This is a genomic window from Nocardioides marmoraquaticus (genome assembly GCF_054777915.1).
Map to the genome: position 1 here is coordinate 76,618 of NZ_BAAHAA010000001.1, position 14,278 is coordinate 90,895.

At 72.6% G+C, this 14,278-nt stretch carries 14 protein-coding genes; 11 read left to right on the forward strand and 3 right to left on the reverse strand.

The genetic code is table 11. The annotated features are described in order from the left end of the window. Positions 1–24 precede the first annotated feature (24 nt). Positions 25–837 carry an HAD family hydrolase gene (locus ACYU8I_RS00410; protein WP_460836318.1) on the forward strand — a complete coding sequence of 271 codons (813 nt, stop codon included), beginning with the start codon at positions 25–27 and terminating at the stop codon, positions 835–837. Positions 838–1,130: 293 nt separating this feature from the next. Here ACYU8I_RS00410 and ACYU8I_RS00415 read toward each other — a convergent pair whose 3' ends face one another. Continuing rightward, entirely contained in the window at positions 1,131–1,844 is a 714-nt protein-coding gene (locus ACYU8I_RS00415) for a Fic family protein (RefSeq protein WP_460836319.1), read from the reverse strand. Positions 1,845–1,870: 26 nt separating this feature from the next. Between ACYU8I_RS00415 and ACYU8I_RS00420 the strand changes: the two genes are divergently transcribed. The 8 genes from ACYU8I_RS00420 to acs all read left to right on the forward strand — a co-directional run bounded on the left by ACYU8I_RS00420 (position 1,871) and on the right by acs (position 11,087). Continuing rightward, on the forward strand, positions 1,871–2,764 hold the full coding sequence (locus ACYU8I_RS00420; protein WP_460836320.1) for a class I SAM-dependent methyltransferase: 894 nt from the start codon (positions 1,871–1,873) through the stop codon (positions 2,762–2,764). A 6-nt stretch (positions 2,765–2,770) separates the two neighbouring features. Then, a complete protein-coding gene (locus tag ACYU8I_RS00425; RefSeq protein ID WP_460836321.1) occupies positions 2,771–3,931 on the forward strand; it encodes a sensor histidine kinase in 1,161 nt (386 codons plus the stop codon). Next, complete coding sequence (locus ACYU8I_RS00430; protein WP_460836322.1) at positions 3,928–4,659, forward strand: LytR/AlgR family response regulator transcription factor; 732 nt, start codon at positions 3,928–3,930, stop codon at positions 4,657–4,659. Before ACYU8I_RS00425 ends, ACYU8I_RS00430 begins: the two co-directional genes overlap by 4 nt. Next, complete coding sequence (locus ACYU8I_RS00435; RefSeq protein WP_460836324.1) at positions 4,656–5,054, forward strand: DUF485 domain-containing protein; 399 nt, start codon at positions 4,656–4,658, stop codon at positions 5,052–5,054. The genes ACYU8I_RS00430 and ACYU8I_RS00435 overlap by 4 nt, the downstream gene beginning before the upstream one ends. Continuing rightward, on the forward strand, positions 5,051–6,571 hold the full coding sequence (locus ACYU8I_RS00440) for a sodium/solute symporter (RefSeq protein ID WP_460836325.1): 1,521 nt from the start codon (positions 5,051–5,053) through the stop codon (positions 6,569–6,571). Before ACYU8I_RS00435 ends, ACYU8I_RS00440 begins: the two co-directional genes overlap by 4 nt. 441 nt (positions 6,572–7,012) lie before the next feature. Then, positions 7,013–7,375, forward strand: a complete 363-nt coding sequence (locus ACYU8I_RS00445; RefSeq protein WP_460836326.1) for a DUF485 domain-containing protein — start codon at positions 7,013–7,015, stop codon at positions 7,373–7,375. Beyond that, positions 7,372–8,970: a solute symporter family protein gene (locus ACYU8I_RS00450; protein ID WP_460836327.1), complete on the forward strand. Its 1,599-nt coding sequence runs from the start codon at positions 7,372–7,374 to the stop codon at positions 8,968–8,970. The genes ACYU8I_RS00445 and ACYU8I_RS00450 overlap by 4 nt, the downstream gene beginning before the upstream one ends. Positions 8,971–9,092: 122 nt before the next feature. Beyond that, positions 9,093–11,087 (forward strand): acetate--CoA ligase, encoded by a 1,995-nt coding sequence (gene acs, locus ACYU8I_RS00455; protein WP_460836328.1) that lies wholly within the window; start codon positions 9,093–9,095, stop codon positions 11,085–11,087. A gap of 164 nt (positions 11,088–11,251) precedes the next feature. Here acs and ACYU8I_RS00460 read toward each other — a convergent pair whose 3' ends face one another. Continuing rightward, positions 11,252–11,803 (reverse strand): NADPH-dependent FMN reductase, encoded by a 552-nt coding sequence (locus ACYU8I_RS00460; RefSeq protein WP_460836329.1) that lies wholly within the window; start codon positions 11,801–11,803, stop codon positions 11,252–11,254. Between the two features lie 101 nt (positions 11,804–11,904). Between ACYU8I_RS00460 and ACYU8I_RS00465 the strand changes: the two genes are divergently transcribed. Beyond that, positions 11,905–12,396 (forward strand): MarR family winged helix-turn-helix transcriptional regulator, encoded by a 492-nt coding sequence (locus ACYU8I_RS00465; protein ID WP_460836330.1) that lies wholly within the window; start codon positions 11,905–11,907, stop codon positions 12,394–12,396. Positions 12,397–12,405: 9 nt separating this feature from the next. Here the strand turns inward: ACYU8I_RS00465 and ACYU8I_RS00470 are convergent, their stop codons facing one another. After that, positions 12,406–13,470 (reverse strand): TerC family protein, encoded by a 1,065-nt coding sequence (locus tag ACYU8I_RS00470; protein WP_460836593.1) that lies wholly within the window; start codon positions 13,468–13,470, stop codon positions 12,406–12,408. 306 nt (positions 13,471–13,776) lie between these two features. Here ACYU8I_RS00470 and ACYU8I_RS00475 point away from each other — a divergent pair, with 306 nt between their 5' ends. Continuing rightward, positions 13,777–14,187 carry a phage holin family protein gene (locus tag ACYU8I_RS00475; RefSeq protein ID WP_460836334.1) on the forward strand — a complete coding sequence of 137 codons (411 nt, stop codon included), beginning with the start codon at positions 13,777–13,779 and terminating at the stop codon, positions 14,185–14,187. The last annotated feature ends 91 nt before the right edge of the window (positions 14,188–14,278 follow it).

The window sequence follows — 14,278 nt, forward strand, 5'->3', positions numbered from 1 at the left end:
GACGTCGACCCCTACACTCGGCGCATGACGGGTCCGCAGCAGGCGGCTCGGACGGCGGCGTTCTTCGACCTCGACAAGACGATCATCGCGAAGTCGAGCACGCTGGCCTTCAGCCGCGAGTTCCAGGCCGGCGGGCTCATCTCACGCACGGCGGTGCTCCGCTCGGCGTACGCCCAGCTCCTCTTCCTCAGCGGCGGGGCCGACCACGACCAGATGGAGAAGCTGCGGCAGTTCATGTCGCAGCTGTGCGCGGGGTGGCCGGTCGAGACGGTCACCGAGATCGTCGCCGACACGCTGCACAACGTCGTCGACCCGCTGGTCTACGACGAGGCCGTCGGCCTCATCGAGGACCACCACGCGGCCGGGCGCGACGTCATCATCGTCTCTGCGAGCGGCACCGAGGTCGTCGAGCCGATCGGCGAGCTGCTCGGGGCCGACCAGGTGGTCGCGACGGCGCTGGAGGTGGTCGACGGCCGCTACACCGGCGACATCACCTTCTACGCCTACGGCGAGAACAAGGCCGTCGCGATGCGCCGGCTCGCCGACGAGCACGGCTACGACCTCGAGCACTGTTACGCCTACAGCGACTCCGTCACCGACGTGCCGATGCTGGAGGCGGTCGGCCACCCGTTCGCGGTCAACCCCGACCGCGAGCTGCGCCGCCTGGCGAAGGAGCGCGGCTGGCCCGTGCTGGTCTTCGAGGACCCCGTCGCCCTGCGCAGCCGGGTGCGGCTCCCCCCGGCCAAGCAGACCGCCGCGGTGCTGACCGTCGGCGGCCTGTCCGCGGTCGCTGCGGCGATGTGGCTGCGGCTGCGACGGCGCCGCGGCGCCGCCTGAGCGACCGACCCGCTGCCGCCACGCCCGACTCCGGGCCGAGGTGGGAAGTCAAGCCTTGATGTGACGTGGGTCACGGGTCCACCATGGCGTCACAACTCCACGAGGACTCACACGACGCAGGTACCCACGCGGCGATCCACCCTTCCGACAGGGCGCTGGCCATCCGGAGACTCCGGGGACCACAACTGATGAGTGCACGCTTGGTAGCCAGGCGTCGTGTGTCGAGCGGCACCGAGAGGGCGAAGGCTCCGCTGCGCGCCTCCCGGTGCCGCTCTCCTCGTGGAGGTCCGGCGTCAGGAGACGAGCGGGCTGGCCTCCGCCGCGCGGGCGTAGGCCTCGGCGGCGTACAGCAGCCAGGCCTGGACGCCCGTGGCGCCACCGCTCGCGTAGGCGCGGAGGTTCGACTCGTACTCCGCACGCAGCGCGAGGTGGCCGGCCTCGGGCACCAGCAGCGAGGCCGGGTCGAGGCCGCGCTGCACCAGCACGAGCCGCTCGGCGGCCCGGGCCACGAGGTCGTTGCGGTCGGCGAAGGGTGCCGCCGCGACGACCTCGGCGTGCACCAGCGCGGCCACGAGCAGCGCCGGGGCGCGGGTCGCGAGCACGGTGCGTCCGAGCTGCTGCAGCCGGGCCGCGGCGTCGGGCGAGACCGGTTGGCCGGGCTGTGCGCCGCCGGTCAGGGCGTGGAGCCGGGCGAGGGCCTGCACGGGCGCGCGGGCGAGCACCGGCACCTGGCCGAGCAGCTCGGAGCTGACGCGCAGCGCCGCCTGCAGGAGGTCGTCGCCCGCGCCCGACCGGGCGTCCCCGAGCGAGGCCGTCGACCCGGCGAGCACCGCGCTGGCGTGGGCGCCGCGCAGCAGCGACTCGGTGGTCTGCTCGGGGGTGGTACGGCGCAGCCCGCGGTCGCGCAGCAGCACGTCGATGCCGTCACGGGCGGCGGCGTACGACGACGGCACGCCCTCGAGACGCTCGAGACGGGCGAGCGGGTCGCTCGAGGGAGGGGACGACACGTCCCGGAGGGTATCTTCGGCGCAGCATGAGCGAGGTCAGCCCCCAGCGCCACCAGCAGCGCGCGCAGTCGTTCGGCGACGTCGCCGAGGCCTACGACCGCGCCCGTCCGTCGTACCCCCGCGACGCCGTCGACTGGCTGGTCGGCCGCTCCCCCGCGCGCGTGCTCGACGTGGGGGCCGGCACCGGCAAGCTCACCGAGGTGCTGCACGCCGCCGGTCACGACGTGCTGGCCGTCGAGCCGCTCGCCCCGATGCTGCGGCAGCTGGCGCGACGCACCCCGGTGCCCCACGTGCAGGGGCGGGCCGAGGAGCTGCCGGTGCCGTCACGCTCGGTCGACGTCGTGGTGTGCGGGCAGTCCTTCCACTGGTTCGACGCCGACGTGGCGCTGCGCGAGCTCGCGCGGGTGCTGCGGCCGGGCGGGGTGCTGGCGCTGCTGTGGAACGACCACGACGTCTCGGTGCCGTGGGTGCGCCGTCTGGCCCGGATCCTCGACCCGGAGCGGCCCGACGGCCCGGCCCAGCTGCCGGTGGCGCCGCTGATGGAGACGCCCCACTTCGGCTTCGTCGACAGCCGGCGCTTCCGCTCCTGGCAGCCGCACACCGCCGCCTCGCTCGCCGACTACGCCCGCTCCACGTCGTACGTCGCCACGCTGCCGGAGGCCGAGCGCGACGACCTGCTGGCCCGGCTCCGGGCGCTGTACGACGACTACGGTCGCGGCCCCGACGGGATGCAGCTGCCGTGGCTGACGCACTGCTTCCAGGCCCACGTCCGCCACCAGGAGGACGCGCCCCCGGTGCCCGAGGCCCGACCGCAGCAGCCGCAGCACGACGCTGCCACCGAGGACACCGGCCCCGTCGCCCCCGTCGAGGACCGTCGCCCGCCGGAGGACCCCGGCCTGCAGCTGATCGACTTCCGGTAGGTCGCGGTGGTCGACGACGCCCGGCGCCGCCGGCTGCTCCCGGGGGTGGGCCGGCAGCGCGCGGGGGCGCGGAGCCTGGCCAGCGACGCCGACCAGGCGACCTTCCGCACGCTGCACACCGCCTCGCTCGCGTCGCCCGCGCTGCGTGCCGGGCTCGCCCCGGGCACCGTCGGGCGCGCCCTGCCCCACCTGCGCAGCCTGCTCGGCACGGCTGCCGTCGCGATCGCCGACGGCGACCGGCTGCTCGGCTACGCGGGGCTGGTCAGCGAGCACCACGCCGACCAGGCGGAGGCGCTGGCGCTGCGGGCGGTGCGCACGGGCGCCACCGTGGTCGCGACCCGCGACGAGGTCGCCTGCGACCACGAGGGCTGCCTGGTGCGGCAGGCCGTCGCGAGCCCCCTGGTGGTCGAGGACCACACGGCCGGTGCGCTCGTCGCGCTCACCGACGACCTCGGCGCCCCCCTGCTGCGCGCGGTGGACGAGGTCGCCGACTGGGTCGCGGGGCAGGTCGCGCTCGCCGAGCTCGACGACCAGCGCCACCGGCTCGCCCAGGCCGAGCTGCGGGCGCTGCGCGCGCAGATCAGCCCGCACTTCATCTACAACTCCCTCGGGGCGATCGCCTCCTTCGTGCGCACCGACCCCGACCGTGCGCGGGAGCTGCTGCTCGAGTTCGCCGACTTCACCCGCTACTCCTTCCGCCGGCACGGCGAGTTCACGACGCTCGCCGAGGAGCTGCGCTCGATCGAGCGCTACCTGCTGCTGGAGCAGGCCCGCTTCGGAGACCGCCTGCAGGTCCGGCTGCAGGTCGCCCCCGAGGTGCTCGGCGTGAGCATCCCGTTCCTGTGCCTGCAGCCGCTCGTCGAGAACGCCGTGCGGCACGGCCTGGAGTCGCGCGCCGGAGCCGGGCTGGTGAGCATCGAGGCCCGCGACGTCGACCGCGAGTGCGTCATCAGCGTCGAGGACGACGGGGCCGGGCAGGACCCCGAGCGGATCCGCCGGGTCCTGGCCGGCGAGCACACCGGCGACTCGGTCGGGCTCGCCAACGTCGACGAGCGGCTCCGCGCGACCTTCGGCGACGCCCACGGGCTCGTCGTCGAGACCGCCCCGGGCGCCGGCACCCGGGTCACGCTGCGGGTGCCGAAGTTCGCACCGGGGGTGGCGTCGTGACCGCGCTCCTGCGCGTCCTCGTGGTCGACGACGAGGCACCCGCGCTCGACGAGCTGCAGTTCCTGCTCGGTCGCGACGAACGGGTCGGCGAGGTCCACGGCACCGACTCCCCGACCGAGGCGCTGCGGGTGCTGCGCCAGCGCGAGGTCGACGCCGTCTTCCTCGACGTCCAGATGCCCGGGCTGTCCGGCATCGAGCTGGCCGAGGTGCTCGCGCAGTTCCGCACCCCACCGGCGCTGGTCTTCGTCACCGCCCACGACGAGCACGCGGTCGCGGCCTTCGACCTCGACGCCGTCGACTACGTGCTCAAGCCGGTGCGCGAGGCGCGCCTGGCCGAGGCGGTACGCCGCGTGCTCGCCCAGGTCGCTCCCCCGCCGCCGCGCCCCGCCGAGGAGGCCGACGACCAGGTCGCGGTCGAGCGTGGCGGCGTCACCCGCTTCGTGCCCCGCGGCGAGATCCGCTACGTCGAGGCCGAGGGCGACTACGCCCGGCTGCACACCGCCGACGAGAGCCACCTCGTGCGCGTCCCGCTCACGCAGCTCGAGCAGGACTGGGCGGCCGCCGGCTTCGTCCGGGTGCACCGCTCGCTGCTCATCGCCCTGGCCTACGTCGAGGAGCTGCGCAGCGACGCCGGCCGCACCGTCGTGGTGGTCGACGGTCGCGACCTCACCGTCAGCCGCCGCCACGCCCGCGACCTGCGCGCCCTGCTCGTCGGGCGGCGCTCGTGACCGGGCCGACCCCGCCCCGGGTGCGGGTCACCAGCCCCTGGACCGAGCGGCCCCGCACGGCGAAGCGTCGTACGGCCGCCTCGGAGATCGACGCCCAGAGCGACGTGGGCGAGATCTACCTGCAGGCGCTGCTCCGCGCCCAGCTGCGCGCGGGCCTGAGGGTGCTCGCCCTGCTCGTGGTCTCGGTCGGCGCGCTGCCGCTGCTGTTCGCGCTCGTGCCCGCCCTGACCCGCTGGCAGCTGCTCGGGATGCCGGTGAGCTGGGGCCTGCTGGCCTTCGGCTGCTACCCGGTGCTGGTGCTGCTGGCCTGGCGCTACGTGCGCGTGGCCGAGCGCAACGAGCGCGCCTTCGCCCGCGTGCTGCAGCGCCCGGCCGACCCCCGCGACGAGGCGTGAGCGTGGGCGGCGACCTGGTGCCCGGCCTCGTCGGCCTCGTTCTCGTGACGGCCGCGACGCTGGCGATCGGCACCTGGGGGCTGCGGCTCTCGCGCACGACGTCCGACTTCTTCGTCGCCTCGCGCTCGGTGCGCCCGCGGCTCAACGCCTTCGCCATCAGCGGCGAGTACCTCTCGGGCGCCTCCTTCCTCGGCGTCGCCGGGCTCGTGCTCGCCTACGGCGCCGAGATGCTGTGGTACCCGGTCGGCTGGACCGCCGGCTACCTCGTGCTCCTCTGCCTCGTCGCCGCCCCGCTGCGTCGCTCGGGCGCCTACACGCTGCCCGACTTCGCCGAGGCCCGGCTCGACTCCCGCGCCGTACGACGCGCCTCGTCGCTGCTCGTGGTGGCGATCGGCTGGCTCTACCTGCTGCCCCAGTTCCAGGGCGCCGGCGTCGCGCTCGGCGCCGCCACCGGGCTGCCCGAGTGGTCCGGCGGCCTCGTGGTCGCCGTGGTCGTGCTGCTCAACGTGCTCGCCGGCGGCATGCGCTCGGTCACCTTCGTGCAGGCCTTCCAGTACTGGCTCAAGCTCGCCGCGCTGATCGTCCCGCTCGCCTTCCTCGTCCTGGTCTGGCTCGGTGACGGCGGCACCTCGCCGGCCTCGGTCGACGTCGCCGGGGTCACCGGCGTGCAGTGGGCCGACCCGATCGACTCCGCCACCGGCCACCCGCTCTACTCGACGTACTCCCTCATGGTCGCGACCTTCCTCGGCACCATGGGCCTGCCCCACGTCGTCGTGCGCTTCTACACCAACCCCGACGGCGGGGCCGCGCGTCGTACGACGCTCGCGGTGCTCGCACTGCTCGGCTGCTTCTACGTGCTGCCCCCGGTGTACGGCGCCCTCGGCCGCCTCTACGCCCCCGACCTCGTCGGCGGCGACGCCGACAGCGTGGTGCTCGCGCTGCCCGAGCGGATGGTGGGCGGCGTCGGCGGCGACCTGCTGCTGGCGCTGCTCACGGGCGGGGCCTTCGCGGCCTTCCTCGCGACGTCGTCGGGACTGACCGTCGCCGTCGCCGGCGTGGTCACGCAGGACGTCACCTCGCGGCGCTTCTCCGGCGTCACCGCCTTCCGGGTGGCCGCGGTGTTCGCGGTGGTGGTGCCCTTCGCCGTGTCGCTGCTGACCCGGGAGGCCAGCGTCGCGACCGTGGTCGGGCTGGCGTTCGCGATGGCCGCGGCGACCTTCTGCCCGCTGCTGCTGCTCGGCATCTGGTGGCGCGGCCTGACCGACCGCGGCGCGCTCGCCGGCATGGCCGTCGGCGGCCTGCTCACCGGCGCCGCCGTCCTCGACAACCTGCTCACCGACCGGACGACCGGGTGGTTCGCCTCCGCCGTCGCCCAGCCCGCCGCCTGGGCCGTGCCGCTCGCCTTCCTCACGATGGTCGTCGTCTCCCGCGCCACCCGCCACCGCGTCCCCACCCACGCCACCCGCTTCCTCGTCCGCCTCCACACCCCCGAGACCGTCGCCCTCGACCGCGGCTGACCCCTGGTCCCCGAGGACGGACGAGGTCCCTCGGCCTTGGTCCCTGAGGAAGGACGAAGTCCCTCGGCCTTGGTCCCTGAGGAAGGACGAAGTCCTGTCTCGAAGGGCCGCCCCTTCGTGGCTCGCTCCGCTCGCACCTCAGGGAGCAGGGCGGTTGCGGCGCACCCTCCTCAGGGAGCAGGGCGGTTGCTGCGCACCCTCTTCGGGGGGCGGGTCTCGGCCCCCCGACGTGCCGGTCCCCGAGGAGCCCGCGAGGGACGAGCGGGCGTCACGAGGGGCGCGGCGAGCCGACCGCTCGTCGTGCGGGAACGACCGCTCGGCGACGAGGTGGGGCCGTCCACCGAGCGACGGGCGCGCGGGCCTCGCCAGGCGGCGTACGACGCTGGCACGGTGACGGGCGTCACACGCCTGCCCGCACCACCCCGAGGAGCGTGAAAGCCCATGGCCACCGAGACCCCGCCCGACGGCGCGCCCGACCAGGCCGCCCGGCACCACCCCGTTTACGACCGACTGTCGGAGACCGCGGAGTTCGCGGAGCTGCGCAAGCGCTACCGCGGGTTCGTGTTCCCGGCGACGATCGCCTTCCTCGTCTGGTACCTGCTCTACGTCGTGCTCTCCAACTGGGGCGGCGGGCTGATGGACATCGAGCTCGTGGGCAACATCAACGTCGCGCTCGTCTTCGGGCTGCTGCAGTTCGCGACGACCTTCGCCATCGCCTTCGTCTACGCGCGGTTCTCGCGCAAGAACCTCGACCCGCTGGCCCGCGGCCTCGAGCAGGAGTACGCCAAGGAGGCCCGTCGATGAACCAGCAGGTCATCACCACCGTCCTGTTCCTCGCGGTCGTCGGCGTCACCATCGGCGTCACCATCTGGGCGAGCCGCCAGACCCAGACCGCCACCGACTTCTACTCCGGCGGCCGGTCGTTCTCGGGCTTCCAGAACGGCCTGGCCATCGGCGGCGACTACATGTCGGCGGCGTCGTTCCTCGGCATCTCGGGCGCCATCGCGCTCTACGGCTACGACGGCTTCCTGTACTCCATCGGCTTCCTCGTCGCCTGGCTCGTCGCGCTGCTGCTGGTGGCGGAGATGCTCCGCAACGCCGGCCGCTACACGATGGCCGACCAGCTGGCGTTCCGCATGGACCAGCGCAAGGTGCGCACCGCGGCGGCGACCTCGACCGTCGTCGTGTCGATCTTCTACCTGCTGGCGCAGATGGTCGGCGCGGGCACGCTCGTCGCGCTGCTGCTCGGCGTCGAGAGCGCCGTCATCAAGAACATCGTCATCGTCGGCGTCGGCGCACTGATGATCTTCTACGTCACCGTCGGCGGCATGAAGGGCACGACCTACGTCCAGATCATCAAGGCCGTCCTGCTCATGGCCGGATCGGCGCTGATCGTGTTCCTGGTGCTGCTGGAGTACAAGTTCAACCTCTCCGCGCTGCTGGGCGACGCTGCCGACAAGTCCGGCAAGGGCGAGGCCTTCTTGCAACCCGGCCTGCAGTACGGCGCCACGCTGACCTCGCAGATCGACTTCCTGTCGCTGGGTCTCGCGCTGGTGCTCGGCACGGCCGGCCTGCCGCACATCCTGATCCGCTTCTACACCGTGCCGACGGCGCAGGACGCGCGGAAGTCGGTGCTGTGGGCGATCGGCCTGATCGGCGCCTTCTACCTGATGACGCTGGTGCTCGGCTTCGGCGCCGCGGCGCTGCTGCCCGACATCACCGAGGCCGGCGCGACGGGCAACCTCGCCTCGCCGCTGCTCGCGCGAGAGGTGGGTGGCGGTGCGGGCTCGCTGGGCGGCGCCATCCTGCTGGCGCTGATCTCGGCGGTGGCCTTCGCGACCATCCTCGCCGTCGTCGCGGGCCTGACGCTCGCCTCGTCGTCGTCGGTGGCCCACGACCTCTACAAGGGCGTGTTCAAGAAGGACCAGAAGGTCGACGAGAAGGCCGAGGTACGGGTCGCCAAGATCGCGGCCATCGTCATCGGCGCCATCGCGATCGTGCTGGCCATCCCGGCGCAGCGCCTCAACATCGCGTTCCTGGTGGCCCTGGCCTTCGCGGTCGCGGCCTCGGCCAACCTGCCGGCGATCCTCTACAACATGTTCTGGCGGCGCTTCAACACCCGCGGCGCCACGTGGAGCATCTACGGCGGCCTGGTCGCCGCCGTCGGCCTGGTGCTGCTGTCGCCGGTCACCTCGGGCGCCGAGACGTCGCTGTTCCCGAACAGCGACTGGGCGATCTTCCCGCTCAACAACCCGGGCATCGTCTCGATCCCGCTCGGCTTCCTGCTCGGCTTCCTCGGCACCATCAGCTCGCGGGAGCCGGCCGCCGAGGACCGCTTCACCGAGCTCGAGGTGCGGGCGCTCACCGGCGCCGGCGCCGAGGGGGCGGTGTCGCACTGACCCACCGACGACGCCCGTCGACGACCCCCGAGGAGGGGTCGTCGGCGGGCGCCGCTGCTAGTACGTTCGACAGCGGCGTGAGCCGTGTCACCTGCCACCCGCACGAGGAGAGCTGAGACCACATGCCCGACAACCAGACCCTGGCCAACCTCTCGCACGAGGAGCGCCGCTTCGAGCCGCCGGCCGAGCTCGCCGAGCAGGCCAACCTCACCCAGGCCGACTACGACGCGGCCGAGTCCGACCGGCTCGGGTTCTGGGAGAAGCAGGCCGAGCGACTCGACTGGGCCGAGCCGTGGAGCGAGGTGCTCGACTGGAGCAACCCGCCGTTCGCGAAGTGGTTCGTCGGCGGCAAGCTCAACGCGGCGCACAACTGCGTCGACCGGCACGTCGAGGCCGGCCGCGGCGACAAGGTCGCCTTCCACTGGGTCGGCGAGCCCGAGGACGACACCCGCGACATCACCTACGCCGAGCTCAAGGACGAGGTGAGCAAGGTCGCCAACGCCCTCGTCGAGCTGGGCGTGCAGACCGGCGACCGGGTCGCGATCTACATGCCGATGATCCCCGAGACCGTCATCGCGATGCTCGCCTGCGCCCGCCTCGGCGCCCCCCACACCGTCGTCTTCGGCGGCTTCTCCTCCGACGCCCTGGCCAACCGGCTCGTCGACTGCGACGCCCAGGTCGTCGTCACCGCCGACGGCGGCTACCGCCGCGGCAAGCCCTCTGCGCTCAAGCCCGCCGTCGACGAGGCGGCCGACAAGGCGGGCAACGTCCGCACGGTGCTCGTCGTACGCCGCACCGGTGAGGACGTCGACTGGAACCCTGCGTCGGAGGGGGGCCGCGACGTCTGGTGGCACGAGCTCGTCGACTCGCAGTCGACCGAGCACGAGGCCGAGGCCTTCGACAGCGAGCACCCGCTCTACGTCATGTACACCTCCGGCACGACCGGCAAGCCGAAGGGCATCCTGCACACCACGGGCGGCTACCTCGTGGGGTCGGCGTACACCCACTGGGGCGTCTTCGACCTCAAGCCCGACACCGACGTCTACTGGTGCACCGCCGACATCGGCTGGGTCACCGGCCACAGCTACATGGTCTACGGCCCGCTCGCCAACGGCGCGACCTCGGTGATGTACGAGGGCACGCCCGACAGCCCCCACAAGGGCCGCTGGTGGGAGATCTGCCAGCAGTACGGCGTGACCATCTTCTACACCGCGCCCACCGCGATCCGGACCTTCATGAAGTGGGGCGACGAGGTCCCCGCCGAGTACGACCTCTCGAAGCTGCGGCTGCTCGGCTCGGTCGGCGAGCCGATCAACCCCGAGGCCTACGTCTGGTACCGCGAGACCATCGGCGGCTCGCGCACCCCGGTCGTCGACACCTGGTGGCAGACCGAGACCGGCTCGATCATGATCTCGCCGCTCCCGGGCGTCACCCACGCCAAGCCCGGCTCGGCGATGAAGGCCATCCCCGGCATCGTCGCCGACGTCGTCGACGACGAGGGCCAGTCGGTGCCCGACGGCTCCGGCGGCCTGCTGGTCGTCAAGGAGCCCTGGCCCTCGATGCTCCGCACGCTGTGGGGCGACGACGAGCGGTTCAAGGACACCTACTGGTCACGCTTTGCCGAGCAGGGCTACTACTTCGCCGGCGACGGCGCCAAGAAGGACGACGACGGCGACGTCTGGGTGCTCGGCCGGGTCGACGACGTCATGAACGTCTCCGGCCACCGGCTCTCGACCACCGAGATCGAGTCGGCCCTGGTCTCGCACCCCAAGGTCGCCGAGGCCGCGGTCGTGGGCGCCACCGACGAGACCACCGGCCAGGCCGTCTGCGCGTTCGTGATCCTGCGCGAGTCGGCGCTGGAGGACGGCGAGGAGGCCCCCGACTCGCTGATCCAGGAGCTGCGCAGCCACGTGCAGAAGGAGATCGGCGCCATCGCCAAGCCGCGCCAGGTGATGGTCGTGCCCGAGCTGCCCAAGACCCGCTCCGGCAAGATCATGCGCCGCCTGCTCCGCGACGTCGCCGAGAACCGCGAGGTCGGCGACGTCACCACCCTCGCCGACTCCACCGTCATGGACCTCATCGGCCAGGGCATGAAGGGCGGCAAGGACGAGGGCTGACCGCCCCCTCCCCGGTCGAGTCCGTTCGCCGGTCGAGCCCCTTCGCCGGTCGAGCCTGTCGCCGGTCGAGCCCCTTCGCCGGTCGAGCCTGTCGAGACCACCACGGCCCGCCATCCACTGGGGATGGCGGGCCGTGCTGCGTCGTACGACGGGCCCCGGCCCGCTCAGGCGGCGGAGCGCGCCTGCCGGCCGGCGTCGAGCAGGGTGGAGACGAGGGCGTCGAGGTCGGCGTCGACCTGCTCGTCGACGACGAGGTCCTCCTCGAGGGCACGGTTGACGTTGGGCACGCCGACGGCGGTGGCGAGCACCTCGGCCCCGGCGACGCCGAGCACCTTGACGGCGTCCTCGCGGGCCCACTGGGCGCCGCGCGGCGAGGGGCTGACGGAGAGCACGGCGGTGGGCTTGCCGGCGAGCGCTGCGGCGCCCCGCGGGCGGGAGGCCCAGTCGAGCGCGTTCTTGAGCGCGCCCGGCAGCGAGCCGTTGTACTCCGGGGTCGCGACGAGGACGACGTCGGCGCGCTCGAGCTCGGCGCGCAGCGCGCGCACGGCCTCGGGGAGCGCCTCGTCGGTGTCGAGGTCCTCGGAGTAGTGCGGCAGGTCGCCGAGGGCGACGTCGGTGCGGGTGACCGACTGCGGCAGGCGTCCGAGCAGGTGGTCGGTGACGGCGGCGGTCCACGAGCCGGAGCGCAGGCTGCCGACGAGGGTGAGGACGTGCACAGGAAGCTCCTCGCGAGAGTTGGTCAAGTCGTTGACCATCACTCTGCTCCGCCGCCAGGCGAAAGTCAACTCGTTGACCAAGCGGGGCGTACGATGGTGCTGTGACCACCGCCACCACCCCGTCCGAGGCACCGCTGCTGACCGGCTCCGTGCCGCTCGTCGCGCTGCTCGGGCAGGCCGAGGCGGTCTACGAGCGCGAGTTCGACCACCGCGTCGCGGCGGCCGGGTTCCCCACCCTCTCGCTGGCGCACGCCCGCAACGTGCTGCGCCACCTCGCCGACGGCCCCGCCCGGGCGAGCCAGCTCGTCGACCGCTGCGGGGTCAGCAAGCAGGCCGTGAGCCAGCAGGTCGCCCACCTCGAGCGAGCGGGCTACCTCGAGGTCTCGCCCGACCCGACCGACCAGCGGGCCCGGGTGGTGGCCCTGACCGAGCAGGGTCGCCGCGCCCAGTGCGTCGTGGTGCGGTTGTTCACCGAGATCGAGGCCGACTGGGCGACCGCCCACGGCGACCTGGCCGACGTGCGCCGCGTGCTCACCGCCGTCGTCCACGGCGCCGGCGAGCGGCCCAGCTGCGACGCCCCGCGCCGCAGCTGAGCCACGTCGTCAGCGGCGCTCGGAACCGGGCGTCGAGTCGGACGTCGAGTCGGGCGTCGCGTCGGCGTCGTCGGTCGGGGCGGTGCCCTCGCCGTCGGGCGCGCCCCGCAGGCCGGTCTTGGCCAGCGAGGCCACCGCGGTGACGACGAGGATGCCGATGATGGCACCGAGCGAGACCAGGGTCGGGATCTCGAGCCAGGGCTGCGGGAAGGGCTCGCCGCCGTTGAGGAACGGCAGCTCGTTCTCGTGCAGCGCGTGGAAGATCAGCTTGACGCCGATGAACGCGAGCAGCACCGACAGGCCGTAGGAGAGGTAGACCAGCCGCTTGAGCAGCCCGCCGATGAGGAAGTAGAGCTGCCGCAGGCCCATCAGGGCGAAGATGTTGGCCGTCAGGACCAGGAACGGCTCCTGGGTCAGGCCGTAGATGGCCGGGATCGAGTCGAGCGCGAACAACAGGTCGGTCATGCCGAGCGCGATGATGACGAGGAACATCGGGGTGATCAGCCGCTTGCCGTCGATGCGGGCGAACAGGCTGGTGCCGTGCCACTCCTCGGTCGCCGGCAGCTTCTTCTGCACCCACGTGACGACCTTGGGCAGCTCGTCGTCGTCCTCGTCGCTGAGCGCCTCGCGCACCAGGTTGATGGCGGTGTAGATGAGGAACGCGCCGAACAGGTAGAAGACCCACGAGAACCGCTCGATGGCGGCTGCACCGACGGCGATGAAGATCGCGCGCATCACCAGCGCGATCACGATGCCGACCATCAGCGCGGTCTGCTGGTACTGCCTCGGCACGTTGAACTTCGCCATGATGATGATGAAGACGAAGAGGTTGTCGATCGACAGCGAGTACTCCGTCAACCACCCGGCGAAGAACTGCGTGCCGAACTGGTGGCCGTAGGAGACCCACACGAAGATCCCGAACAGCACGGCCAGCGAGAGGTAGATGCCCAGCGCGACGGAGACCTCGCGCCGCGAGGGCTCGTGCGGGCGGCGGCCGATCACGACGATGTCGAACAGCAGCACCGCCACCGTGACGCCGACGGTCACCGTCCACACGAGGGTGGAGACGTCCATCCGCTCGGTGGAGCCGGCGGCCTCGGTGGCCAGGGGCAACAGGGTGTGGAGGTCCAAGGAGCGTGCCTTTCGCGATCGCCTGCGAGTGCGCAGGCGAGGTCCGGAGGTCTCTTCCACCACCTCGCGGTGGCCGGCGCGTCCGGGTCAGGGCTGCCTGACCGTGATGACGAACGCGTCGCTGCCGGGAATACTCCCCTCCCGGACGTCGAGTCTCGCACCTGTCGACGACTGGTGGCCAACGCGGCACCCGGGGTGGACACCTGGGTAAGGTTCCCTCGTCCCTGAACCCATGCGAGAAGGCACCTGATGGCACACCGCGAGCCCGTCGTCCCCGACGAACCCACCATCGGCAAGCTCGTCGTCGACGCCAGCCGTGACGTCTCGGGCCTGATCCGCTCCGAGATCGCCCTGGCCAAGTCGGAGCTCAAGGTCTCGGTGCGCGCCGGCGGCATCTCGATCGCCCTGTTCGCGGTCGCGGCCTTCCTCGGCCTGCTCGCAATCATCATGCTCTCGGTGGCGATCGCCCACTTCATCTCCTTCACCGGCCTCGACCTGGCGTGGGGCTTCCTCATCGTCTTCGCGCTGTACGTCGTCCTGGCCGGCGTGCTCGGCTTCGTCGGCTACACCAAGATCCGCAAGGTCGGCCCCCCCAAGCGCGCGATCGAGCAGGGCAAGCAGATCCCCGCTGCCCTGAAGGGTCAGTCCACCCGCCGCTGAGTCACAGCGCCCGCCGCTGAGGAACGAAGCGGCGGCAGCGCTGGGAGGTCGAGGTGCGAGTCGTCCGGACCCGACGGAGGAGGGACCGGAC

Coding starts and splice junctions, on each gene's coding strand:
- acs (WP_460836328.1), top strand. CDS start 9,093: ATGCCCGACAACCAGACCCTGGCCAACCTCTCGCACGAGGAGCGCCGC.
- ACYU8I_RS00470 (WP_460836593.1), bottom strand. CDS start 13,470: ATGGACGTCTCCACCCTCGTGTGGACGGTGACCGTCGGCGTCACGGTG.
- ACYU8I_RS00410 (WP_460836318.1), top strand. CDS start 25: ATGACGGGTCCGCAGCAGGCGGCTCGGACGGCGGCGTTCTTCGACCTC.
- ACYU8I_RS00420 (WP_460836320.1), top strand. CDS start 1,871: ATGAGCGAGGTCAGCCCCCAGCGCCACCAGCAGCGCGCGCAGTCGTTC.
- ACYU8I_RS00445 (WP_460836326.1), top strand. CDS start 7,013: ATGGCCACCGAGACCCCGCCCGACGGCGCGCCCGACCAGGCCGCCCGG.
- ACYU8I_RS00475 (WP_460836334.1), top strand. CDS start 13,777: ATGGCACACCGCGAGCCCGTCGTCCCCGACGAACCCACCATCGGCAAG.
- ACYU8I_RS00450 (WP_460836327.1), top strand. CDS start 7,372: ATGAACCAGCAGGTCATCACCACCGTCCTGTTCCTCGCGGTCGTCGGC.